General features: G+C 66.7%; 22 protein-coding genes. 19 read left to right on the top strand and 3 right to left on the bottom strand.

Annotated features, from left to right (window positions below; all coding sequences use genetic code 11):
* Position 1: 1 nt before the first annotated feature.
* Together KF907_RS01460 and KF907_RS01455 are read right to left on the bottom strand one after the other, a co-directional pair.
* Positions 2-436, bottom strand: a complete 435-nt coding sequence (locus KF907_RS01460; protein WP_291217432.1) for a hypothetical protein — start codon at positions 434-436, stop codon at positions 2-4.
* On the bottom strand, positions 433-1914 hold the full coding sequence (locus KF907_RS01455; protein WP_291217431.1) for a leucyl aminopeptidase: 1482 nt from the start codon (positions 1912-1914) through the stop codon (positions 433-435). Before KF907_RS01455 ends, KF907_RS01460 begins: the two co-directional genes overlap by 4 nt.
* Positions 1915-2008: 94 nt before the next feature.
* Between KF907_RS01455 and lptF the strand changes: the two genes are divergently transcribed.
* A complete protein-coding gene (gene lptF / locus KF907_RS01450; RefSeq protein WP_291217429.1) occupies positions 2009-3124 on the top strand; it encodes an LPS export ABC transporter permease LptF in 1116 nt (371 codons plus the stop codon).
* A complete protein-coding gene (gene lptG / locus KF907_RS01445) occupies positions 3121-4218 on the top strand; it encodes an LPS export ABC transporter permease LptG (protein ID WP_291217427.1) in 1098 nt (365 codons plus the stop codon). The genes lptF and lptG overlap by 4 nt, the downstream gene beginning before the upstream one ends.
* A gap of 101 nt (positions 4219-4319) precedes the next feature.
* On the opposite strand, the gene KF907_RS01440 is transcribed toward lptG, so the two are convergent.
* Positions 4320-4778: an RDD family protein gene (locus KF907_RS01440; RefSeq protein ID WP_291217425.1), complete on the bottom strand. Its 459-nt coding sequence runs from the start codon at positions 4776-4778 to the stop codon at positions 4320-4322.
* Between the two features lie 110 nt (positions 4779-4888).
* On the opposite strand from KF907_RS01440, the gene xerD reads away from it, so the two are divergent.
* The 17 genes from xerD to gspD all read left to right on the top strand — a co-directional run bounded on the left by xerD (position 4889) and on the right by gspD (position 24144).
* On the top strand, positions 4889-5836 hold the full coding sequence (gene xerD, locus KF907_RS01435; protein ID WP_472843815.1) for a site-specific tyrosine recombinase XerD: 948 nt from the start codon (positions 4889-4891) through the stop codon (positions 5834-5836).
* A gap of 174 nt (positions 5837-6010) precedes the next feature.
* The gene (locus tag KF907_RS01430; protein WP_291217423.1) at positions 6011-6763 is read left to right on the top strand and encodes a DsbC family protein; all 753 of its coding nucleotides are present in this window, start codon (positions 6011-6013) and stop codon (positions 6761-6763) included.
* The gene (locus KF907_RS01425; RefSeq protein WP_291217420.1) at positions 6760-7515 is read left to right on the top strand and encodes a DsbC family protein; all 756 of its coding nucleotides are present in this window, start codon (positions 6760-6762) and stop codon (positions 7513-7515) included. The genes KF907_RS01430 and KF907_RS01425 overlap by 4 nt, the downstream gene beginning before the upstream one ends.
* 32 nt (positions 7516-7547) lie before the next feature.
* The gene (locus KF907_RS01420; protein WP_291217417.1) at positions 7548-8288 is read left to right on the top strand and encodes a DsbC family protein; all 741 of its coding nucleotides are present in this window, start codon (positions 7548-7550) and stop codon (positions 8286-8288) included.
* Positions 8289-8451: 163 nt separating this feature from the next.
* Entirely contained in the window at positions 8452-12327 is a 3876-nt protein-coding gene (gene purL / locus KF907_RS01415) for a phosphoribosylformylglycinamidine synthase (protein WP_291217414.1), read from the top strand.
* Positions 12327-12968, top strand: a complete 642-nt coding sequence (locus KF907_RS01410) for an exosortase H-associated membrane protein (RefSeq protein WP_291217412.1) — start codon at positions 12327-12329, stop codon at positions 12966-12968. The genes purL and KF907_RS01410 overlap by 1 nt, the downstream gene beginning before the upstream one ends.
* A 3-nt stretch (positions 12969-12971) precedes the next feature.
* The gene (gene gspE, locus KF907_RS01405; protein ID WP_472843814.1) at positions 12972-14708 is read left to right on the top strand and encodes a type II secretion system ATPase GspE; all 1737 of its coding nucleotides are present in this window, start codon (positions 12972-12974) and stop codon (positions 14706-14708) included.
* A 124-nt stretch (positions 14709-14832) separates the two neighbouring features.
* Positions 14833-16050, top strand: coding sequence for a type II secretion system F family protein (locus KF907_RS01400; RefSeq protein WP_291217410.1), 1218 nt, complete (start codon positions 14833-14835; stop codon positions 16048-16050).
* Between the two features lie 11 nt (positions 16051-16061).
* Positions 16062-16487, top strand: coding sequence for a type II secretion system protein GspG (locus tag KF907_RS01395; RefSeq protein WP_291217407.1), 426 nt, complete (start codon positions 16062-16064; stop codon positions 16485-16487).
* 36 nt (positions 16488-16523) lie between these two features.
* On the top strand, positions 16524-17012 hold the full coding sequence (locus tag KF907_RS01390; RefSeq protein WP_291217404.1) for a GspH/FimT family pseudopilin: 489 nt from the start codon (positions 16524-16526) through the stop codon (positions 17010-17012).
* Positions 17009-17584: a type IV pilus modification PilV family protein gene (locus tag KF907_RS01385; protein WP_291217401.1), complete on the top strand. Its 576-nt coding sequence runs from the start codon at positions 17009-17011 to the stop codon at positions 17582-17584. Before KF907_RS01390 ends, KF907_RS01385 begins: the two co-directional genes overlap by 4 nt.
* 2 nt (positions 17585-17586) lie before the next feature.
* Positions 17587-18324, top strand: coding sequence for a prepilin-type N-terminal cleavage/methylation domain-containing protein (locus KF907_RS01380; RefSeq protein WP_291217399.1), 738 nt, complete (start codon positions 17587-17589; stop codon positions 18322-18324).
* Positions 18325-18347: 23 nt separating this feature from the next.
* Positions 18348-19235 carry a type II secretion system minor pseudopilin gene (locus tag KF907_RS01375; RefSeq protein WP_291217396.1) on the top strand — a complete coding sequence of 296 codons (888 nt, stop codon included), beginning with the start codon at positions 18348-18350 and terminating at the stop codon, positions 19233-19235.
* A gap of 44 nt (positions 19236-19279) precedes the next feature.
* Positions 19280-20458 carry a PilN domain-containing protein gene (locus tag KF907_RS01370; RefSeq protein ID WP_291217394.1) on the top strand — a complete coding sequence of 393 codons (1179 nt, stop codon included), beginning with the start codon at positions 19280-19282 and terminating at the stop codon, positions 20456-20458.
* Positions 20445-21053 carry a type II secretion system protein GspM gene (gene gspM, locus KF907_RS01365; protein ID WP_291217392.1) on the top strand — a complete coding sequence of 203 codons (609 nt, stop codon included), beginning with the start codon at positions 20445-20447 and terminating at the stop codon, positions 21051-21053. Before KF907_RS01370 ends, gspM begins: the two co-directional genes overlap by 14 nt.
* Entirely contained in the window at positions 21053-21790 is a 738-nt protein-coding gene (locus KF907_RS01360) for a hypothetical protein (RefSeq protein ID WP_291217390.1), read from the top strand. The genes gspM and KF907_RS01360 overlap by 1 nt, the downstream gene beginning before the upstream one ends.
* An 11-nt stretch (positions 21791-21801) precedes the next feature.
* A complete protein-coding gene (gspD, locus tag KF907_RS01355) occupies positions 21802-24144 on the top strand; it encodes a type II secretion system secretin GspD (RefSeq protein WP_291217387.1) in 2343 nt (780 codons plus the stop codon).
* Positions 24145-24306 lie beyond the last annotated feature (162 nt).

Below are 24306 nucleotides of genomic sequence, written 5' to 3'. Positions count from 1 at the left end.
CTCAGATGCCCGGGGTGCCCGGCGCGGCGCCGGACTGCAGGGTCAGCATCAGCGTGCTGCCGATCGCAGAGACGATGCCGATGCCGACCACCAACGCGAGGAAAAGCAGGATCGGCTGCGCGCGCTGGCCGGGTCGGCGCGTCTTGTAGAAGTAGTACGGCACGAAGACGATGGCGAGCAGGATGATGCAGACGTTGAGCCACAGCGGCCGGCGGATGTCGAGTTGGGCACTGTCGATGGCGAGCCAGCGGAAGCCGAGGTACAGCAGGACGAGGTTGCCGGCGATCTGCGTGCCGGTCACGCGAGCGTTCTGCACGACGTCAGGATTGAGTGCGACATTGAGTACGCCGAGCACGAGGGCGACACCGAACATCGCGGCGATCGTCGAGGCCTTGCGTTGCTGCGCCTGGTTCGGTGCGGGCGTGGGGGCGTTCATGTGCAGCGGTCGACCAGGTATTGCACGAGCAGTGGCACCGGGCGACCGGTGGCGAGACCCTTGCGGCCCTCGTCCCAGGCCGTGCCGGCGACGTCGAGGTGGGCCCAGCGCTGGCCGTTGGTGAAGCGCGAAAGGAAGCAGCCGGCGGTGATCGCACCGGCATACTTGCCGCCGATGTTGGCGACGTCGGCGAAGCCCGACTCGAGCTGCGACTGGTAGTCGTCCCACAACGGCAGACGCCAGGCACGGTCGAGCGAGGCCTCGCCGGCGGCAACCAACTGCGCAGCCAGTTCGTCGTCCGCGCTCATCAGCCCGCTCGCATGCTTGCCGAGCGCGACCACGCAGGCCCCGGTCAGGGTTGCCGCATCGATGATGACCTGCGGGTCGAAGCGTTGCGCATAGGTCAGCGCGTCGCACAGGATCAGGCGGCCCTCGGCATCGGTGTTGAGCACCTCGATGGTCGTGCCGGACATGCTGGTCAAGACGTCGCCCGGGCGGTAGGCATTGCCATCAGGCATGTTCTCGACCGCGGCGACGATGCAGACCAGGTTGAGCGGCAGCTTCAGCTCGACCGCGGCGACGAAGGCGCCGAGCACGCCGGCCGCGCCGCACATGTCGAATTTCATCTCTTCCATGCCGGCGCCGGGTTTGATCGAGATGCCGCCGGTGTCGAAGGTGATGCCCTTGCCGACCAGTGCGTATGGCTTGATGCCGTTGCCGGCGCCGTTCCAGCGCAGCACGATCAGCTTCGGCGCGTTCGCCGAGCCCTGGGCGACGCCGAGCAGGGCGCCCATGCCCAGTGCCTGCATGGCCTCACGTTCGAGCACTTCGCAGGTGACGCCATCATGGCTGTCGGCGAAAGCTTGCGCCTGCGCGGCGATGTGTGCGGGGTTGCAGATGTTCGGCGGCAGGTTGCCGAGTTCGCGCGCGAAGCGCACGCCGAGCGCGATCGCCTCGGCCTCGGCCAGCGCGTGTGCGCCGTCGCGGCCGGCGAGGGCGAGCGACTTCAGCGTCGCCGCACGGGTTCCGTCCTTGGACTTGAAGGTGGCCGTATAGCGGTAATTCTGGTGGTCGGCGGCAAGCGCCGCGATGCGCAGTTTCCAGGCTTCGTCACGGCCCGGCACCTCGAGTTCGGTCAGCCACGATGCCAGCGACGTGACCGGCGAGTTGCGCAGTGCGGCGAGCGCGTCACGCGTCGCACGGCGCAAGGCGGCGCCATCGAACTTGCGTGGGTCACCGAGGCCGGCCACCAGCACGCGCGCCGCCTTGATGCCGGGCAGGGCGTGCAGCAGGGCGTGGCTGCCGATCTTGCCGGTGATGTCGCCGCTGTCGATGAGGCGCCTGATTGCGCCGCCAGAGGCCTCATCGACGCGCGCGGCGGCGGCGCTCAGGCTGCGGTCCTCGAACACGCCGACGATGGCGCAATCGACGTCGGCGGCGTCCGGCGTCGCGGTGGTCTGGCTGAACTTCAGGGTCATCGGGTGTTCCAGGAAACGGGCGAAAGCGGACGCGGGCCGCTAGACTGCGGCCCGCCGCGGTACGAAACCCGCGATTCTAAGGCATGGAACACCGGTGCTGCGCATTCTCGACCGCTACCTGCTGCGCGAGCTCGTCCTGAGCTTCGCTGCCGTCGGCGCCGTGCTGCTGCTGATCAGCCTAGGGGATACCGTGGTCGCCGTGCTCAACCAGGTCACGCGCGGCAAGGTGCCGGCCGAGTTGATGTTCACCCTGATCGCGCTGCGCGCGGTCGACGGCCTCAACATCCTTCTGCCGCTGGCCGTCTTCCTCGGGGTCATGCTCGCCTACGGACGCCTCTACCGCGACAGCGAAATGGCTGTGCTGGGCGCATCCGGGCTCGACATCACCGGACTGCTGCGCCCACTGGCCCTGCTCGTGCTGCCGCTGATGCTCGGCCTCGGCCTGGTGTCGTTGTGGCTGGCGCCGTCCGCCGTGCGGTTGTCGCAGCAGCTGGTCGCCGAAGCGAACCGTTCGCTGTTGATCGCCGGACTGGAAGCGGGTCGCTTCGTCACCCTGCCGGGCCAAGAAGGCGTCATCTATGTGGGCGACATGTCGGCTGATGGCACGCAGTTCGCGCGCATGTTCGTCGAGAACGAGAAGCTCGAAGCCGATGGCCGTTCGCAGATCAGCATCATCACCGCCGAAAAGGGCGAGCTCTACCGCGACACCGATGGGGGAAACCGTTACCTCGCCCTCGAGGACGGGTTCCGCGTCGAAGGTGTGCCGGGTCAGGACGATTTCCGCCTGTTGCGTTTCGCCCGCAACGAACTACGTCTGCCCGACAACGAGAACACGGAATCCAGCGACTCGATCAAGCGCGCCGCGCCGACGCGCGAGCTTTGGCGCAGTGACGAGCCACTGCAGCAGGCCGAGCTGCACTGGCGTCTGGCGCCGCCGCTGTCGGTGCTGGTGCTCACACTGCTCGCGCTGCCGCTGTCGCGTTCGAATCCGCGCCAACCGCGCTATGGCGGCCTGATCGTCGCCATCCTCGCCTACATCGTCTACGCCAATCTGCTGGCGCTCGGCCGTTCCTGGCTGGTCCAGGAGAAGCTTTCCCTCGCCTTTGGCCTGTGGTGGGTGTACTTGCCGACCATGGCAATCGCGCTCTGGCTGATCCTGCGAGGCCAGCCGCTCAAGCGCGCGCGCAAGTCGCGACGGGTGCCGGCATGACGCGGCCGTGGCGGATCGTCGACAGCCTGATCGCGCGTTCGGTGCTCGGCGCCGTGCTGCTGGTCTGGCTCGTGCTCGCCGGCTTCGATGCCATGACCATCCTCGTCGGCGAGCTGAACGACATCGGCAAGGGGGGATATACCCTGGCCAAGGCGGTCAGCTACACCTTGCTGACCATGCCGCGCCGTCTCTACGAGATGTTCGGTCATGCCGCGCTGATAGGTTCGCTGCTCGGACTGGGCGGGCTCGCCGGCACCGGCGAACTGACTGCCCTGCGCGCCGCCGGCCTGTCGAAGATGCGCATCTGCGCTTCGGTCGTGCTCGCCCTGGTTGCGCTGACTGCCGGTGTCGTCGTGCTTGGCGAGACGTTGGCACCCTATGGTGACCAGCAGGCCAAGGCGCTCGCCCTGGCGGCGAAATCGAAGGACGTCGCCCTCGCCAAGGGCGGCAGCGTTTGGGCGCGCGACGGCGACACCGTGATCAATGCCGGCAGCGGACGTACGCTGCAGACCGTCGAAGGTCCGGTAATCGACCTGAACCGCGTGCGCGTGTTCGAGTTCGAGGCTGGCGGGCGCCTGCGCGTGCTGTCGGTGGCGTCGCGCGCGACCCATGCGGGCGGGGCGTGGACCTTGTTCGATGTGCGCCGCACCGAGTTCGGCGCGACCTCCGCCACCAGCACCGTGCAGGCACAGGCACACTGGACCTCGGCGATCGATCCCGACCTGCTCTCGCTCAGCATCGTCAAGCTCGACTATCTCGGCCTGCGTGACCTCGCGCGCAACATCGCCTACCTCGAACGCAACGGTCAGGACGCGCGCAACTTCCGCGCGGCCTGGTGGGGCCGCGTTTTCTATCCAATCAACGTGCTCGTGCTGGCGTTCTGCGCGCTGCCGTTCGCGTTTGGCGCGCTGCGCAGCGGCGGCTTGTCCAAGCGCCTGTTCGTCGGCATCGTGCTGGCCATCGGCTTCTATTTTCTGCAGCGTGCCGTGGTCAACATGGGTACGGTCTACGGCCTGTCGCCGGCACTGGCGAACCTGTTGCCGCCACTGCTGCTGATTGCCGCTGCGGGGCTGTACTTCCGGCGAAAGGCGTAGAAGCCGGGATTGGAGATTCGGGATTCGGGATCAGGACGATCAAAAGCGGTGGTCTGCACGAAATTGTGCGGTGTGGCGACTGCGCAGGTTTTTCCGAGTCCCTAATCCCGAATCTCCAATCCCGGTTTCTTCAATCGCTCCACCCGCGTACCCGCCGCAAGGTCATGCCAGGCGCGACGGTCTGGTTGGAGCACGCACCAGACGAAGCCGAGGCCGGCGGCAAGCAGCGAGACCAGACCGACGGCGAAGCGCAGCAGCGCGTGCCGTACCGGCGGTGGCCGGCCATTGCCCGCATCGACCACGCGCAGCCGCCAGGCGCGCATGCCGATGGTCTGGCCGACGCGCGTCCACGAGATCACGAAGTAGCCAGCCGTTGCCGCCAGCAGCGAAGCCTGCAACACGAAGTGGTAGAGCGGTGGTTGGTCAGCGACATCGACCTCGCCACGGAAGGCCAACAGCACCAGCGCGGCCACCAGCATCCACACGGCGACGAGTACGAGCAAGTCGTAGCCGAGCGCGGCCAGGCGCAACCACAGGGGGGCGGGAGTGGGTTCGTTCATGGGGCAGCCGGGAATGGGAAAGGATGGATGTGGGGCGGTTCGAGCTGGTTGCTCTGGCGATTTGCCATTCCCTATTCTCCATTCCCCGTTCCCGGCTCCAAGCCTACACCGTGTCGAAGACCCCGAGCCGCGCTGCCGCGCCGATCGCTCCTGCCGACCACGCGCTGATCGACGCATTCCTCGAGCGCGCCTGGTCGGAGCTCGGTCTCGCCGACAATACGCTGGCTGGCTACCGACGCGACCTCGAGGGTTTCGCGCGCTGGCTCGCCGGAGCGGGGCGCGGTCTCGCCGACGCCGCGCGCGAGCACGTGTTCGACTACCTTGCCCGGCGCTCGCTGGGTGGTGCGCGCGACGGCAGGCCCTACACCGCACGATCGAATGCGCGCCTGCTGTCGTGTCTTCGCCAGTTCTATCGCGACCTGCAGCGCCACGGCGTGCTGACCTGCGATCCGACCCTGCTGGTCGACGCACCGAAACTGCCGCGCAACCTGCCGAAGGCACTCGGCGAGGGCGACATCGAACGCCTGCTGCATGCGCCCGATGACAGTCCGCTCGGCCTGCGCGACCGCGCAATGCTCGAACTCATGTATGCGACCGGCCTGCGCGTCAGCGAACTGGTTGGCCTGCGCGCCGAACAGGTCAACCTGCGCCAGGGCGTGGTGCGCGTGACCGGCAAGGGCGGCAAGGAGCGCCTCGTGCCGGTCGGTGCCGAAGCGCAGCACTGGCTGGTGCGCTATGTCGAATCAGCGCGCCCGCTGCTGCTCAAGGGGCGCCGCTGCGATGCCTTGTTCGCCACTGCGCGCGCCGAAGGCATGACCCGGCAGATGTTCTGGACCCTGGTCAAGAAGCACGCGACCACGGCCGGCATCGGCGCCGCGCGCATCTCGCCGCATGGCCTGCGCCACGCTTTCGCCACGCACCTGCTCAACCACGGCGCCGACCTGCGTGCCCTGCAGATGCTGCTCGGCCACAGCTCGTTGTCGACCACCCAGATCTACACCCTGGTCGCCAAGGAAGGCCTCAAGCGCCTGCATGCCGAGCACCACCCGCGCGGCTAGTAATGGTCTGATCAATCCCACAACGGCGTCACCGTGAAGGGATTGATCGGAGCATCCGTTGGCGTTCCAGCGGCTTGGCCCCCACGCCGGCACATGCCAGAATCATCGACCCCTGCGGAACCATCCCCCGCCGCCGCGGTCCATCACCGGCTGCGCCAAGGTCGATACTCCCGAATGTCCAGGCTCTTTCCCCTCTTCCTTTTGCTGCTCCTGCCGAGCGCCGCGGCCTGGGCCGCGCAGGCCGATGCCGCGCGCGCGGCGATGCAGAAGCTCGCGCCGATGCAGCAGCTCAAGGGTTTCCGCCTCTCGGCCCTGCCGGGGTACTACGAAGGCATCATCGACGGCCAGGTCGTCTATGCGAGTCTGGACGGACGCTACCTGATCCGTGGCCAGATCGAGGACACCGCGCGCGGCGAGAATCTCAGCGAGGCGAGCATGGCCGTGCGTCGACTGGAGGTGCTTGCCGGCGTCAGCGATGCGCAACGCTTGCGCTACCTGCCGCCGAGGCCACGCCATCGCATCACCGTGTTCACCGATGTCGACTGCCCGTACTGCAAGCGCCTGCATGCGCAGATCGCAGACTACGCCGCGCTGGGCATCGGCATCGACTACCTGTTCTTTCCCTTGGCTGCGCACCCCGATGCTCATCGCAAGTCGGTCGAGGTGTGGTGTGCTCCGGACCGCAACGCCGCCTATGACGCGATCATGGCCGGCACGACGCTCGAGCGCCGCCAATGCGCCAACCCCGTCGCCGCCACGGTCGCCGCCGGCAGGGAGATCGGTGTGGCGGCGACACCGACGGCGATCGGCCCGGACGGACGCGTGATCCCTTCGGCGGTGCTGATGAGCCCGCATCGCCTGCTCGACGAGTTGAACCGCATCGCCATGGCGGGTGCCACGGCCGCTGCCAAGGAGAAAACCCCGTGACGCCTGCTCGATCCATCCCGTTCAGCTGGGCCATGCCGTTCCTCACGTTGGTCACCGGCACGGTCGCGGCGGCCACGCCGGAGGAAATCGTCGGTGCGACCATGCTCAAGCTGGCCCCGCAGATCAAGGTCGATGTGGTGCAGGAGGCGAGCGCGCCGGGCTTCTACGAAGCGATCGTCGGCAGCCAGTTCGTCTACGTCAGCAAGGATGGCCGCTTCGTCTTTGATGGCAGCGTGTTCGACGCCAGCAATGCGCGCGACATGACCGAGGTTGCCCGTGCGAAGCAGCGCCAGGCCACGCTTGCGCGGATCGGTGTGGACAAGCGCATCATCTACGGTCCGGCCAAGCCGAAGCACAGGGTGATCGTGTTCACCGACATCGACTGCCCGTTCTGCCGGCGCTTCCACCAGCAGATGGAGCGCTACAACGAGCTTGGTATCACTGTTGAATACGTGTTCATGCCGCTCGACAGCCATCCGGACGCCGCCCGCAAGTCCATGGCCGTGTGGTGCGCCCAGGATCGCAAGGCCGCGCTGACTGCGGCGATGAACGGTGCCGATGTAGGCAACGACACGGCTTGCGCCAATCCCGTGGCCGAAACCGGCCGCCTCTCGCGCGAGATGGGCATCACCCACACGCCGACCGTGCTCGCCGCCGACGGCACGCGTGTATCGCCGCAGGCGGCGATGGTTCCCGATCAGCTCCTTGCCGAACTCGACCGTCTGGCCCAGGCTCCGGTTGCGACGAAATGAACTCCGCCCATCAATCCCGCCGAGGATCCCCGATGAAATCCCGACTCTCCACCCTGCTCGCCATCGTCCTCGCGGTTCCGTGCGTGCAATCGGTCCATGCCAGCGACGACAACGTGCGCGCGGCGATCAAGAAACTCGTGCCGAACGCCAAGGTCGAGAAGATCGAGCCTTCGCCGATCACCGGCTACTCGCAGGCCATCATCGGTGGTCAGCTCGTCTACGTCAGCAATGACGGCCGCTATGTGCTGCAGGGCACGCTGTATGACGCGGATGCGAAGATCGACCTCACTGCCGCGCGCATGTCACGAGAGCATGTCGCCCGGCTCGATGCCTATCCGACAGACAAGCGTTTCGTGTTCAAGCCCAAGGGGGCGGTGAAGCACCGCATCACCGTTTTCACCGACATCGACTGCGGCTACTGCCGCAAGATGCACCAGCACATCGCCGAGTACAACGAACGCGGCATCCAGGTCGACTACCTTTTCTTCCCGCGCAGCGGTCCCGGCACGGCGTCGTTCGACAAGGCGGTGTCGGTATGGTGTGCGAAGGACCGCAACCAGGCCTTCACCGACGCCAAGGCCGGTCAGAATCCGGCGCCGCTCAAGTGCGACAACCCGATCACCGAGCAGTATCAGCTCGGCCTGTCGGTCGGCGTCGACGGCACCCCGGCCGTGTACGCGCCAGACGGCAGCAAGATCGGTGGCTACCTGACTCCCGACCAATTGCAGGCGACCCTCGACCGCGTTGCCGCGATGGCGAAGGCGGGAGGCTGACAAAGGCGCCGCAGGAGCCCGTTAACGGGCGACCGGCGTGCGCTTCGGATGTGACGGGACATATCGCCCCTGAAGGGGCTCCTGCGGGGGCTCCATCAGGGATTGTTGCGGGACGATGCCGACGTATCGGCTATCATGCGCGGCCATTTTCGACGTGTCCGCCATGATCGTTCTCGACGGCCAGCCGGCCCTGTCCACGTTCCGCATCGACCGGCAGAACGCCGCGCTCGCGCGGGTCGGCGGCACTTGCCGCCTGGTCGCAGCGCGCCACGTGTACTTCGTCGAGCCGCAAGCAGGCGCGGCGCCCGATCCCGCGCGCCTCGCCGGCATCCTCGATGGCGTGGCGGGCGAGCCGCAGCCGGCCACGCTGTGGGTCGTGCCGCGTCTCGGCACCATCTCGCCATGGTCGAGCAAGGCCACCGACATCCTGCGCGGCTGCGGTTTCGCGGTCGCGCGTGTCGAGCGTGGCACGGCCTTCGAGCTGGACCCTGCACCCGCACCGGGCTCGGCGGCCTGGGCGGCCGTGGTCGCTGTCCTGCACGATCCGATGACGCAATCGGTGGTGACCGACAGAGCGGCCTTGCCGCGCCTGTTCGAGGTCGGTCCCGCCGGCGCACTCGAACGCATCGCCCTCGGCGGCGATGCCGTGGCTGCGCTGGATGCGGCCAATGTGCGCCTCGGTCTCGCCCTCGCCGCAGACGAGATCCGCTATCTGGCTGCAAGCTACGCCGCGCTCGGCCGCGATCCGAGCGATGCCGAGCTGATGATGTTCGCCCAGGCGAATTCCGAGCACTGCCGGCACAAGGTGTTCAACGCGGCGTTCACGCTCGATGGCGAGGCGCAGGAGAAATCGCTGTTCGCGATGATCCGCAACACGCATGCGCTGGCACCCGCGCACACGCTGTCGGCGTACAAGGACAATGCCGCCGTCGTGGCCGGCTTCGAGGCGCAGCGCTTCTTCGCTGATCCGGCCACCGGTGTTTACGCCGCGCATGGCGAGGCGACGCCTTACGCCATCAAGGTCGAGACGCACAACCACCCGACCGCGATCTCTCCGTTCGCCGGCGCGGCCACTGGTGCCGGCGGCGAGATCCGCGACGAAGGTGCGACCGGGCGTGGCGGCAAGCCGAAGGCCGGGCTTACCGGCTTCAGCGTGTCGCACCTGCGCATCCCGTCATTGCCGCAGCCGTGGGAGCCCGAGCGCCCGCTGCCGCCGCGATTTGCCACCCCGCTGGAGATCATGCGTGACGGTCCGATCGGCGCGGCGGCGTTCAACAACGAGTTTGGCCGCCCCTGCCTCGGGGGCTACTTCCGCACGTTCGAGCAGGGCACCGACGAGGCCGGCCTGCGCCGTGGCTACGACAAGCCGATCATGATCGCCGGCGGACTTGCCAACCTGCGCCCCGGCGATGTCGAAAAGCGCGAACTCGCCGAGGGCGACGCGGTGATCGTGCTCGGCGGTCCGGCCATGCTGATCGGCCTCGGCGGTGGCGCGGCCTCGTCGATGGCGGCCGGCACCAGCTCGGCCGAACTCGACTTCGCCTCCGTGCAGCGCGACAACGCCGAGATGGAGCGGCGCTGCCAGGAAGTCATCGATGCCTGCTGGGCGCGCGGCGTGGCCAATCCGATCGTGTCGATCCACGACGTCGGTGCCGGCGGTTTGTCCAATGCGATTCCTGAACTGCTCAACGATTCCGGCGTTGGCGGCGTGCTCGATCTCGCACGCATTCCGTGCGCCGATCCGCAGCTTTCGCCGATGCAGATCTGGTGCAACGAGTCGCAGGAGCGCTACGTGCTCGGCGTGCGTCCGTCCGACCTTGCCGCGTTCGAGGCGATCTGCGTACGCGAACGCTGTCCGTTCGCCGTGATAGGCCATGCGACGACGGAGCGCCGCCTTCTGCTGTCCGATTCCCGATTCCCGAATCCCGATTCCCGGCTTCATCCCATCGATCTTCCGCTCGATGTCCTTTTCGGCAAGCCACCGCGCATGCAGCGCGATGCACGCCGCGTCGCCCGTCGCCTGTCGGTCGTCGCCGATACCGAGGGCATCGAGCTCGAGCAGGCGGTCGAGCGCGTGCTCGCCTTTCCGGCCGTGGCCAGCAAGGCCTTCCTCGTCACCATCGGCGACCGCAGCGTCGGTGGTCTGTGCGCACGCGATCCGATGGTCGGGCCATGGCAGGTGCCGGTGGCCGATTGCGCGGTCATGCTCAACGATTTCGCCGGTCATGCCGGTGAGGCGATGGCGATGGGCGAGCGCACGCCGCTGGCCCTGCTCAGCGCCACGGCCTCCGCACGCATGGCGGTCGGCGAGGCGTTGAGCAATCTCGCCGCGGCGCCGGTGAAACTGGATGAAATCCGGCTATCGGCGAACTGGATGGCCGCGATCGACCATCCGGGCGAGGATGCCGATCTCTATGACGCCGTGCATGCGCTAGGCATGGAATTGTGTCCCGCGCTCGGCCTGTCGATCCCGGTCGGCAAGGATTCGCTGTCGATGCAGGTGCGCTACACCGATGGCGATGGCGTGCAGCAGCGGACCGTGTCGCCGGTCTCGCTGATCGTCACCGCGTTCGCGCGCTGCGCCGACGTGCGCCGCGCGCTGACGCCGCAGCTCGTGCTCGACGCGGGCGACAGCGAGCTGTGGCTGATCGACCTCGGTCAGGGCCGAGGTCGCCTTGGCGGTTCGGTGCTGACCCAGGTGTTCAACCGCGCCGGCGACCTGCCGCCCGATGTCGATGACCCGGCACGCCTGCGTGCATATTTCGACCTCATCCAGCAGGCCAACCATGATGGCTTGCTGCTCGCGTACCATGACCGCAGCGATGGTGGTGCGATCGTCACCCTCGTCGAGATGGCCTTCGCCGGTCATTGCGGCCTCGATGTCGACCTCGACGGCTGGGCCGACAACACGCTGCGCGCCTTGTTCAACGAGGAGCTCGGCGGCGTCGTGCAGGTGCGCACGCGCGACCGCGAGGCATTCCGCGCGCTGCTGCAGGCGCACGGCCTGGAGCGCTGCGCGCACGTGGTCGCGCGCCCGGTCGCCAAACCGCGCCTGCGCCTGCGCCAGGACGGCGAGCCGGTGGCGAACTGGTCGTGGCGGAAGTTGATGGCGACCTGGTCGGCGACCAGCCACGCCATGCAGTGCCTGCGCGACAACCCTGATTGCGCAGATGCTGAACTGGACTGGCGCTGCGACGAGGAAGACGCGGGCATCGTGCCGAAACTGAGTTTCGATCCCGACGACGACATCGCCGCACCGTATATCGCGAGCGGCACCCGTCCGCGCGTGGCGATCCTGCGCGACCAGGGCGTCAACGGCCAGGTCGAGATGGCTGCCGCATTCACGCGCGCTGGTTTCGAGGCCGTCGACGTGCACATGAGTGACCTGCAGGCCGGCCGACATCGCCTCGACGGCTTCACTGGCTTGGCCGCCTGTGGTGGCTTCAGCTACGGCGACGTGCTGGGTGCCGGCCGTGGCTGGGCCGCGTCGATCCTCTACAACGAGCGCTTGCGCGAGCAGTTCGCCGCGTTCTTCGCCGATCCCGCACATTTCGCACTTGGCGTGTGCAATGGCTGCCAGATGCTCTCGCAGCTGAAGGACATCATCCCCGGCGCCCAGGCCTGGCCGCGTTTCGAGCGCAATGCCTCCGAGCAGTACGAAGCGCGCTTCGTCACCCTGGAAGTCGGCGAAACCGATTCGATCTTCCTGCGCGACATGGCGGGTTCGCGCATCCCGGTAGTGGTCGCGCATGGCGAAGGCCGCGTCAGTTTTGCCGATCCGGCCCAGGCGAAACGTCAGCGTGCCTGCCTGCGCTACGTCGACGGCCACGGGCGCGCGACCGAGCGTTTCCCGCTCAATCCAAACGGCTCGCCGGGTGGCGCCGCCGGTTTCAGTGCCGCCGATGGCCGCGTCACCATTCTCATGCCACATCCCGAGCGCGTGCACCGCAGCGCGCAGATGAGCTGGGCGCCGAAGGCGTGGGGCGACGCCTCGCCGTGGATGCGCCTGTTCCGCAATGCGCGCGCGTGGGTGGGCTGATGCGGGTCTCGCCGCTCCGCGAGTTCGGCCTGAAGGCGGTGCTGTGGTTGCCGCTCGCGTTCTTCCTGTGGTTCGTGCTGGCCGAAGCGCTGGTCTGGCCGGTGATCCGCATGGCCGGGGTCGTCCTGACCAGCCTGTGGCCGGACCTGTTCGGCCAGATCGGCCAGCACGGTCATTTCATGGAGACTGGTACGCGCGTACTCGTCGACCAGGTCGATGCGCAGGGGCGCGGCGGCATCGGTGAGCTGGTGCTGCGGCAGAACCCGATGATCTACGGCTACTCGCTGCCGCTGTTTGCCGGCCTTGCCATGGCTGCGCCGCTGGACATGGGACAACGCCTGCTGCAGTTCGGCGTGGCCTTCGCCGCGATCTGGCTGACCCAGTCATTCGGTCTCGTCGCCGAGAGCCTCAAGCTGCTCGCCTTCGACAGTGGGCCGGTCGGCGCCAGCGCGATCAAGCGCGCCGGAATCCCGGCCAACGCGATCGCGCTGGCCTATCAGTTCGGCTATCTGATCCTGCCGGCGCTGATGCCGGTCGCGCTCTGGCTCGGCCTCAACCGCGACTTCGTGATGACACTCGTGCATCCTGTGGCGGAACCGGCAGGGCATCCGCCGGGTCGAAGCCCGGAATCCCAGGAGTAACCGATGTCCGTCGCCGCCGAAATCGCCGTGCCCGCCGCTGCCTCCACCGGTGCCGAGCTCGACGAGCGCATCTGCCAGTATCTGGTCGCGCGCGGGCGCCTGAAGGAAACCGACCTCGCGCGCGGTCGGCGCCTGCACGAGGAGGATCCCTCCGGCCGACTGGTCGGCCTGCTCACGCGCCTCGGCCTCGTTTCCGAACGCGACATGGCCGACGCAGTGGCCGAGATCATGGATCTGCCGTTGCTGATGTCCAAGGACTTCCCGGAGGCGCCGCCGCCGAACGTGCAGCTCTCGGTGCGCTTCCTCAAGCATCATCATGTGGTGCCGATCGGCGAGAGCGAGACCGAGGTCAAGCTGCTGGTCGCCGACCCGGCCGACCCGTACCCGCTCGAGGCGATCGAGCTGGCCACCGGCCGCAAGGCCAGCCTGAGCGTCGGCCTGCGCCCGGAGATCGACGACCTCATCGAGCGCTTCTACGGCCAGGGTCGTTCGGCGATGGGTTCGATCGTCGAAAGCCTGACCGACGAGAGCACGCGCAGCGAGGACGACATCGAGCACCTGCGCGACCTCGCCTCCGAGGCGCCGGTCATCCGCCTGGTCAACCTGGTCATCCAGCGCGCGGTCGAGCAGCGTGCATCTGACATCCACGTCGAGCCGTTCGAGAGTCGGCTCAAGGTGCGCTACCGCATCGACGGCGTGCTGCACGAGGTCGAGTCGCCGCCGGCGGCGTCGACTGCGGCGGTGATCTCGCGCATCAAGATCATGGCCAAGCTCAACATCGCCGAGCGCCGCCTGCCGCAGGACGGCCGCATCATGATCCGCGTGCAGGGCAAGGAGCTCGACCTGCGCGTGTCGACCGTGCCGACTTCGCACGGAGAATCGGTGGTCATGCGCATCCTCGACCGCGAAGCGGTCGTGTTCGACTTCAGGACGCTCGGCTTCACCGACGACTTCCTGCCGAAGTTCAACAAGGTGCTCGAACTGCCGCACGGCATCCTGCTCGTCACCGGCCCGACCGGCTCGGGCAAGACGACCACGCTGTACACGGCGCTCAGCAAGCTCAACACGCCGGACGTCAAGATCATCACCGTCGAGGATCCGGTCGAATACCAGATCGAGGGCATCAACCAGATCCAGGCCAAGCCGTCGATCGGCCTCGATTTCTCGCACGCCCTGCGCTCGATCGTGCGCCAGGATCCGGACATCATCATGATCGGCGAAATGCGCGACCTCGAGACCGCGAAGATCGCGATCCAGTCCGCGCTGACCGGCCACCTCGTGCTGTCCACCCTGCACACGAACAATGCCGCCGGTGGCATTACCCGCCTGCTCGACATGGGGGTCGAGGACTACCTTCTGACCTCGACCGTCAACGGCATCCTCGCCCAGCGCCTGCTGCGCCGCCTCGATCCTGCCAGCGCCGAACCCTACGAGGCCTTGCCCGAAGTCGTGCGTGAGTTCGGGCTCGACAAGCTGACCGACGAACGCCCGATCCGCCTGTACAAGCCGGTGCCGAGCCCGGCGTATCCGAGTGGCTACTATGGCCGCACGACGATCATGGAGTTCCTCGTCATGAGTGACGCCATCCGTCGCCTCGTCATGCAGCATGCCAGCATGGGTGAAATCGAAACCCAGGCGCGCGCCGAGGGCATGCGCACGATGTACGAGGACGGTCTGGTCAAGGCCCTCGCCGGACAGACCACGATCGAGGAGATCCTGCGCGTGACCCAGGAGGGTTGATGATGAAGCCGGGGATGGGGGAGGACGGTTGCGCAATCGGCATGACGCCGGTCGTCGGTTTGCAGGGTTCCGCGTGCCGGAGTTCCGCTTGTGTCCCGTTTCCCATCGCCCATTCCTCCCGCCCATGACCCTGTACCAGTACAAAGCCGTCACCCCCTCCGGTGAGACGCTCGAAGGGCGCATGGACGTGGCCTCGCAGGACGAGGTGATCGCCAAGCTGCAGGATGCCGGCAACATCCCCATCGAGGTGCGCGATGCCGACAGTGCCGGGAGTGGCAGCCTGTTCGCGGCGCTCACGCGCAAGGCGACACTGAACGAGGCGCAGATCGTCCAGCTCACCCAGCAGCTGGCGACCCTGCTCGGTGCCGGCCAGCCGCTCGATCGCGCGCTGCAGATCCTGCTCGATCTTCCGGAAAGCGAGAAGGCGCGCGCCCTGCTTGAACGCGTGCGCGACGTCGTGCGTGGTGGCGCCACTCTGTCCGATGCGCTCGAAGCCGAGCGCGAATCGTTCTCGCGCCTGTACGTGAACATGGTGCGCGCCGGCGAGGCCGGTGGCTCGCTCGAGGAAACCCTGCGCCGCCTTGCCGAGTACCTGGAGCGTTCGCGCCAGTTGAAGGCAAGCGTCATCAACGCGCTGGTCTATCCGGCCTTCCTCGTCGGCATGGTGCTGGTGTCGCTGTTCGTGCTGCTGGTCGTCGTGGTGCCGCAGTTCGAGCAGATGTTCGCCGACATGGACGTCGAGATGCCGCTGATCACGCGCATCGTCGTCGGCGTCGGCTCCACCTTGCAGAACTACTGGTGGCTGTTGCTGGCTGGCCTTGTGGCTGGCATTGCCTGGCTGCGCCGGCGCATGGCCGACCCGATCGCGCGCCTGGCCATCGACGAGCGCCTGCTTGGCATGCGCGTGATCGGCGAGCTCGTGCGCAAGCTCGAAACAGCGCGCCTTGCGCGCACCCTCGGAACTTTGCTCAAGAACGGCGTTCCATTGCTGGGCGCCCTGACCATCGGGCGCAACGTGATGGGCAACGCGGCGCTGGCCCAGGCCGTGGACACCGCCTCCGCCGACGTCAAGACCGGCAGCGGACTCGGTTTCGCGCTTGGTCAGACCAAGAAGTTCCCGAAACTCGCCCTGCAGATGGTCAGCGTAGGCGAGGAATCGGGCGAACTCGACACGATGCTGCTCAAGGTCGCCGATACCTTCGATGTCGAGGTCAAGAACACGCTCGAACGCCTGCTCGCGGCACTCGTGCCCGCCACCACGGTGCTGATGACGGTCGTCGTCGCGGTCATCATGATGGCGATCATCCTGCCGATCCTTAAACTGACCAGCTCGATCCAATGAGGAACCTGACCATGCACACCCATGCCCCGCGCCGCATGTACGCGCTGCCGCGCAACGCCGGCTTCACCTTGATGGAGATGATTGCGGTCATCGTCCTGCTCGGCATCGTCATCGCGATCGTCGGCGGCAACGTCATGGACTTCTTCGGCGGCGGCAAGTACCAGGCCGGAACCGTGGCGGTGAAGAAGCTCGAGATGGCGGTCAACCAGTACCAGATGGGCACCGGCAACTACCCGGATTCCCTGCAGGATCTGCTGAAAAAGGTCGGCATGTGCCCGTGTGCGAAGGAGGCCGACCTCAAGGATCCGTTCGGCCGCCCCTACGTCTACAACAAGCCCGGTGGCGAAGGGCGCGACTTCGACATCATCTTCCTCGGCAAGGACGGCAAGGCCGGTGGGGAGGGGCAGGACAAGGATTTCGGAAGCTGGGAGAAGTAGGCGGCTGCGCGTGGCAGCGGACGAGGGCGCGCCGACATGCGTGTTTCCACCGCCGGCATGAGTCGAGGCGCGCCTCGCCGCGTGCTCGGCTTCACCCTGATCGAGATCGTGGTCGTCATCGCGCTGATCGGCATCGTCGCGGTGGTCGCCGCACTGTCGTTCTCGCGCAGTTTGTCCGGCGCGCGCATCGAGGCGGCCAGTCGAGATCTCGTTGCCGCGCTGCGCTACACGCGCGGACAGGCGATCGTGAAGGGCCAGCAGAAGGTGCTCGAGATCGATCTCGGGGCCAACACCTACCAGGCGCCTGGCAAGGGCTCCGTGGAGCTGCCGAAGGACATGGAACTGCGCCTGACCACCGCCGAGCAGGAACTGACCGGTGACATGAAGGGCGGCATCCGCTTCTTTCCCGACGGCAGTTCCACCGGCGGCAACATCGCCGTCGTGCTCGGGCAGCGCGAGTGGAAGATCAACGTCGGCTGGCTGACCGGTGAGATCTCGCTCGACCGCCCGGAGGAAACCCGGTGAACGCGCCGTGTCCGCGCCGCTTGCGCGCCGCCGCGCGGCGCGCGCGTGGCTTCACCCTGATCGAGATGATCGCCGCCTTCGTGATCTTCGCGATCGCGGTCGGTGCGTTGATGCAGATCCTCACGCTGTCGCTGAAGGACACGCGGCGTTCGTTGGATGAGACGCGCGCGGCCCTGTGGGCGCAGTCGCTGCTCGACAACGTCGGCATCGGCGAGCGCGTCGAGGCCGGCAGCAGCCGCGGTGAGTTCGACCGCACGTTCCGCTGGGAAATGGACATCGAGCAGATCGATCCGCAACTGGTCGAAGCGCAGGCGACGACCACGATGGGTTCGGTCACGACCAGCGCCCAGGTCGGCAACGGCGGTGCCTCGCCGATCACCGAAATCGCGCAGATGGAGCTTTTCCATGTCGAGCTGCGCGTGATCTGGGGTTCTCGCAACAGTGAGCACGTGGCGCGCTTCTCGACCCTGCGCCTGGCTCTGCCGGATTTCAATGCCGGCCTTCAGGGGGGCATGGGACGAGGCCCATCGAGTGGCTCGCGCCCACGCGACTCCAGCGGCAAGGACGGATGAACATGGACTTGCGCATGCCGGCGCGCCCGCGCGGCTTCACCCTCATCGAACTGATGCTGGCGATCCTGCTGCTGGCCGTGATGCTCGCGCTGGCCTACGGAGGCATCCGTTCGGCGGTCAAGTCGATGCACACGGGAGAAGCCCTGATCGATCGCGTGAACCGCATGCGCGTCGCCCAGGAGTTCATCCGTCACCAGGTCAGTCGCACGCTGCCCCTGCCGTTCGGCCAGGACGAGAGCACAGGGGTCAACTTCATGTTCCAGGGCGAGGGCGATTTCATGCGCTTCGTGGCGCCGATGCCCGGATACCTCTCGCGCGGCGGTTCCTACGTGCAGACCCTCGAGCTGACCAATACGCGCAACGGCAAGCATTTGCTGTTCTTCCATTCGATGCTCAACGGCTATGACCCGAAGAAACTGCGCAGCGACGATCCCGATCCGGTCGTGCTGATGGACCAGATCGAGAGCGGCCGTTTCGAGTACCGCAAGCTCGATGCCGACGGCAAGCTCGGCGACTGGAGCGACGACTGGGAGGACCCGGGCTTCACGCCGATGATGGTGCGCATTCGTCTGAAGATGCGGCCGGAAGCCCTGGTCGACTGGCCGGACATGGAGATCCCGCTGGTGCTTGATGCCGGCGCGGCGCAGCAGTCGATGCGCGCCCCGCAGTTCGGCAACATGCCGGTCCAGTCGACTGCGCCACCGGTCCATGCGGCCGGTGGTGCAAGGAGGCGTGAATGAACATCCGCGTGCCCGGATGCCGCATGCGCGGCGTCGCTTTCGTGCTGGTCATGTGGGTGATCGCGCTGCTGTCGATCCTGCTCGGCAGCTTTGCCGTGATCGCGCGTACCGAGGGCATGCAGTCGCGCCACCTGTTCGATTCGGCGACTGCGCGCTACGCCGCCGAAGCGGGCCTCAACCTCGCCGTCTACGGTCTCAGCAAGCCGAACCCGGAAGAGAAGTGGATGGCCGACGGCCGTCCGTACCAGTTCACATTCGATGGCGTCGAGGTCGAGATCGAGATCACCGACGACTCCGGCAAGATCGACATCAATGCAGCCGACCCGCTCGCGCTGAAGAACCTTTTCATGGGTACCGGTGTCGATGAACTGCGCGCCGAGGAACTGGCTGACGCGATCCAGGATTGGCGCGACCCCGACGACCTGCGTTCGCTGCAGGGTGCGGAGGTCGACGACTACGAGGCGGTGGGCCTGCCCTACGGGCCGCGCAATGCCCCTTTCGAAACCTTGTCCGAGATCCAGCAGGTTTTTGGGATGGACTACGACACCTACATGAAGATCGAGCCGGCCATCACCATGTACTCCGGGCGTGCCACGCCGAGCGCGGCCTACGCGCCGATGGAGGCCCTGATGGCGATCCCCGGCATGACCGCCGATCAGGCGCAGGCGATCATCGAAGGTCGTCAGCAGTTGCCGCCCGGTGCGCTGGCCATGGGCACATCGGGCCTGCTGCTGCCGGACGGCACACCGATCATGGCGGATGGGGGTGGCCTGACGTATAGTGTCAAGTCGCGTGCCAGGCTGCCGAACGGGGCAGGCACGGTGCTCGATGCCACGATCCGCATGGGTGGCATGAATTCGGCGGGGCGGCCCTATGTGGTGCTCCGCTGGCGTGACGGCGAAACCTCGTAACCCGCGTGAAAGAAGCCCTGGACAGACAAATCGCGCGTCTGCGGATGCGCCTTGCCAAGACGCCGCTACCGCGCTTCTTCGTGTGGTGGGGTTCGCAGCTGCTCGCCTGCCTGCCGGAAACCTGGCGCAAGCGATTGGCCGGCCGCTCAGACGTCCTGCTGCTCGAGCATCGTGGCAACGAGGTCGTGGTTTGGCGTGAACGCAGTGGTCAGGCGCAGGAGTTCGGCCGCATCGACCTCAGCCTGCCCGCCGAGGCCCAGGCCGAGGAGTTCCGCCGCCTGCGCGCGCGCATCGACAATCCTGGCGTGCGCTCCCTCGTCGTGCTGCCGGAAACGCGCGCGCTGCGTCGCACCCTGACCCTGCCGGCCGCAGCCGAAGACAACCTGCGCCAGGTGCTCTCCTTCGAGATGGACCGGCAGACTCCTTTCAAGGCCGATCAGGTGCATTTCGACAGCCGTGTCGTTGCGCGCGACACGACTGCGCGCAACCTGCGCGTCGAGCTGGTTGCCGTGCCGCGCGCGCAGTTCGATCCAGAACTCGCGGCGGTCGGCGGTGGCGCGCTGGAGCTCGATGGTGTCGACATCTGGCGTGGCGAGCCGGGCCATGGGCGCCACCATCTCAACCTGTTGCCCGCAGAGCGTCGCGCGCGCCGACGCGACTTGCGCCTGCCGCTGAACCTGGCCCTCGCCGCGGCTGCGCTCGTGCTGCTCGTCTTCAACATGTCGCTGTCGCTGAAGAACCGTGCGATCGCGGTCGAGAAGATGCGTGAGGAGGTCGCCAAGGTCGAGGTCGAGGCGCGTCGCGTGCTCGAGCTCAGGAAGGCCCTGCAGGATTCGGTGGGGGGCGCGAATTTCCTCTCCGAGAAGAAGCGCAAGGGACCGGTCGTGATCGGTCTCCTTGACGACGTCAGCCGACGCCTGTCTGACGACACTTATCTCGAGCGCCTCAGTATCGAGAACAACCAGATCCAGCTGCAGGGCCAAAGCAAGGAAGCCGCCGGCCTGATCAGCGTGCTGGCGGCGTCGCCGTACCTGTCGAACCCGCGTTTCGAGGGCCAGATCCAGCCCGATCCACGCACTGGCAAGGACCGCTTCACGATCAGTGCGGAACCACGCGAGGTCGCGCCGGGCGAAGCCGGTCCGATGGCCAGTGATGCGCAGCCGGGGCCGGCGCCGTCGGTGGACGCGGAAGCACGCAAGGAGGCGTCCCATGGCGATGCTTGAACTGCGGCCGAAAGACGGACGCCTGCTCGCCGTCATCCTGCTGGCGATTGTCGTCCTGCTCGTCTATTTGCTCGGCGTGCATTCGTGGTTCGTCGCGCCGCATATCGGCTATTTCGGCGAGATGCGCGACCTGCGCGAACAACAGCAGAAATTCGCCCGCATCGCCCTCGAGAGACCGGCGATCGAGCAGCGCCTGGCCGAGGTGCGCAGCTATGAACAAGGCAACCAGGCATTCCTCGCGGAAGCCGATGCCAACGCTGCCTCGGCTGGCCTCATTCAACGCCTGAAACAGGCGCAGTCCGACCATACCGATGCACGTCGCTGCTCGGTGGTCAGCACGCAGTCCTTCAGCGGCGGTCAGGAAGAACTGTACAAGCGCATCACCATGCAGGCGCGCCTGCGCTGCGACATGGAATCACTGGCGGCGATCCTGTACGACCTCGAGAACGGCAAGCCGTATCTGTTCGTCGACCAGCTCATGATCTACAAGCAGCAGACCTACGTGCCGCCCGGAGGCAAGCCCGTGGCGAGCCCGCTCGACGTCCGCTTCAACCTCTCCGGCTATCTGCGCCAGCCCGGCAAGGTGACACCCTGATGGATGCGCAACTCGCCCGCCTCACCACGCTCGTGCTGGCCGGTATCTGCGGCCTGTTCGTGCTGACTGCGCTGGTCCAACTCGGTGGTTACGGGCGTGGCTATGGCTGGCTTTCGCCTGACCATCCCGACCCCCAGGCCGAAGAGCTTGCCATCGATCGCAATCCGTTCGCGCTGCCGGCGCAGACGCGCTTCAGCGAGGTCGAGGCACGCCCGCTGTTCAATGAGGATCGCAAACCCACGCCGGTCGCGTCGGCCGAGGCTGTCGCCGAGGATCAACCCCAGGCCCCGCTCAATGTGAGCCTGACCGGCGTGGTCATCGTGCGCAAGACCGACACCACACCGGAACTGCGTGTCGCCATGGTGCGCGACAACACGCGGAACGAAACACTTGCGCTCAAGGTCGGAATGCCGTTGACCGGCGAACAGGCTGGCTGGACCTTGGCTTCCTTGGAGCCGCGGCTCGCGGTCTTCAGGAACGCGAATGACGAAACCTCCGAAATCGAGTTGCAGACCGCCGCTGGGCCGGCGCCGCCACCGCCGTCGGCGCGCCGTCCGGGCGGCGCCACGTCCTCTCCGGCTGCGCCGGGCGCGGTTGCTCCGGAGCAGAAGGGAAACGCTACCGACTCAGACCTCGCCAGGCGCATTGAGGAACGCCGCCGGCAGATGCGCGAGGAAGCCGAGCGCCTGCGCAGGGAACGCGCTGGCAACGAGCCCAACGAACAGAGCAAGCAATGATGGAGTGCGCCGTGTCATTCAGACTCCCGTATTTCGCCTGGGTCGCAGCAATCACGCTGCTGGCCGGCTGCGCGACGCGTCCGGTGCAGTCGCCCGCCCATTTGGCTGGTGAACCGCTGACGGCCGACAATTTCGCCGCCAAGACCGCCCCGCGACCGCCTGTCGATCCTTCGGCCTTGGGCGGAATCGATGTCAGCGGACGCGACGAATCAGCCCTGCAGGCGCCGAAACCCGAGATCGAGGTCGGTACCGGCAAGTTCATCGATGAGGCGGCCGCGCGCAAGCCGCTGCCGGATGCTGCAGGCGATGGCCAGGTTGATTTCAATTTCGAGAACAACCCGATCCAGGCGGTGGTCAAGGCCATTCTCGGCGACCTGCTGCAGCAGAACTACACGATCGCACCGAATGTCGGTGGCAACGTGTCGTTCTCGACCTCGAAGCCGATCCGCGCGGATCAGGCGATGGGTGTGCTCGAGATGCTGCTGTCTTGGACCGGCAACACGCTTGTCTACAAGGATGGTCGCTACATCGTCCTGCAGATCAAGGATGCGCTGCCTGGCTATCTCACCCCGCGCATGACGCCACCGAATCTCGCCAAGGGCTACGAGGTGCGCGTGTTCCCGCTGCGCTACGTGTCGCCCAGCGAAATGGCCAAACTGCTCAAGCCCTACGCAAAGCCCGAGGCCGTGGTCAACGCCGACACCGCTCGCAGCATGATCGTCATGGCCGGCACGTCGGCTGAGTTGCAGAACTACGCGCAGACCATCGACATGTTCGACGTTGACTGGATGAAGGGGATGTCGATCGGCGTATTCACCCTGCAGCGCACCGAGGTCGCCACCCTGTTGCCCGAGCTCGAGAAGGTGTTCGGTGCGACCGGCGAGTCACCCCTGGCCGGCATGTTCCGCTTTCTGCCAATCGAGCGCTCGAACGCGATCATTGCCATGACGCCACAGCCGGAATATCTGCGTCAGGCCGAGGACTGGCTGCGCCGCCTCGACCGTGCCGGTGACGAGAGCATGACCCAGCTCTTCGTCTACGACGTCAAGAACATCAAATCGGTCGATCTGGCCGACTATCTCAATCAGATCTTCCTCGGCAGCAGTTCCGGCGGTGGCTCACGCCGCACCGGCACCTCGGGCAGCGTCGCCCCCGGACTGACACCGGTCACAGTTGGTGGCGGCATGGGCAGAAGCAGTTCGCGCCAGTCGGGACGCCGCGGCGCCACATCGGCTCCTGCCAACGCCACGGCCGCGGCAGCGTCCGGTGCCGCGGCAGGCGCTGCAGCAACGCCGGTCGTGGGCGGCGGCAACCAGGACAGTGCGCTGCGCATCACGGCGGTGGAGGAGAGCAACCAGTTGCTCGTCATGGCCACTCCGATCGAATGGGACGCGATGCAGGCGGCGATCCGCAAGCTCGACATCGCACCGCTGCAGGTCCACATCGAGACCAAGATCCTCGAAGTCACCCTGTCCGGCGAGCTCAAGTACGGCGTGCAGTGGTGGTTCGCCGGTATGCGCGGGCAGGCGCCGTATACGGGGGTCGACTACGACGTGCTCAACCGTACGGATCGCCAGCGCAGTGGCATGGGGGCGGCCGGTCCCGGCGAGAGCGGGAACATCTTCTGGTCTTACCTCAACAGCAAGTTCCAGGTCGCGCTGAGCGCGCTCGAGGCGAATGGCCAGGCCAAGGTGTTGTCAGCACCGTCGCTGGTGGTGATCAACAACCAGGAAGCGCAGATCAATGTCGGCACGCAGATTCCGATCCAGCAGACCTACCTGACCAACTACGGCATCAACACCGGCACCAACAACACCGGCATTGCTTCATCGGGCTACGGCACCGTGCAGTACCTCGACACCGGCGTGATGCTCAGCGTGAAACCGCGCGTGAATCCGGGCGGCCTTGTCTACCTCGAGGTCTCGCAGGACGTCAGCAGCCCCGGAACGCCGGCCGAAGGCAACTCCAATCCGCCGATCAACCAACGTACGATCGACACCCAGATCGCCGTGCAGAGCGGCGAAACGGTGTTGCTTGGCGGCCTCATTTCCGAAGATGACGGCGAGGCCAAGAGCGGTGTTCCGGGGCTTCATCGCGTGCCCGTGCTAGGCAAGCTGTTCGGCAGTACGAGTGCACGCAAGAACCGCACCGAACTCATCGTGCTGATCACGCCGCAGGTCATGAGCAATTCCGAGGAGGCGCGTGAGATCACGGAAAGCTACCGTCGTCAGTTCCAGGCACTCGAGCCGTTACGCGCTCGCATGAAGGGCAGCTACGAGCGCCCGTCACCGCGTGAGGAACCGCCGCCGGCGGCCGAGGAGCCGCCGCCCGCGGAAACCACGCCACTGGAATGAGTGGCCGGACGGCAATGGCGTCGATGCGCGCAGGAGCGCACCTTCTGCGCAGCTGCACTTGCGTGCCCCCGACCGCATGCGCGCCGGGTGCGCGTCAGCTGCCGTTGCCGGGTATCCGCGGGAACCTTTGCACCATCCGTGAATCTGAATGCCGCCCTTGCC

This window comes from Dokdonella sp. (assembly GCF_019634775.1).
GTDB lineage: Bacteria > Pseudomonadota > Gammaproteobacteria > Xanthomonadales > Rhodanobacteraceae > Dokdonella.
The sequence above is the reverse complement of the archived record's forward strand: the minus strand, read 5'-3'. Positions and strand labels throughout refer to the sequence as shown.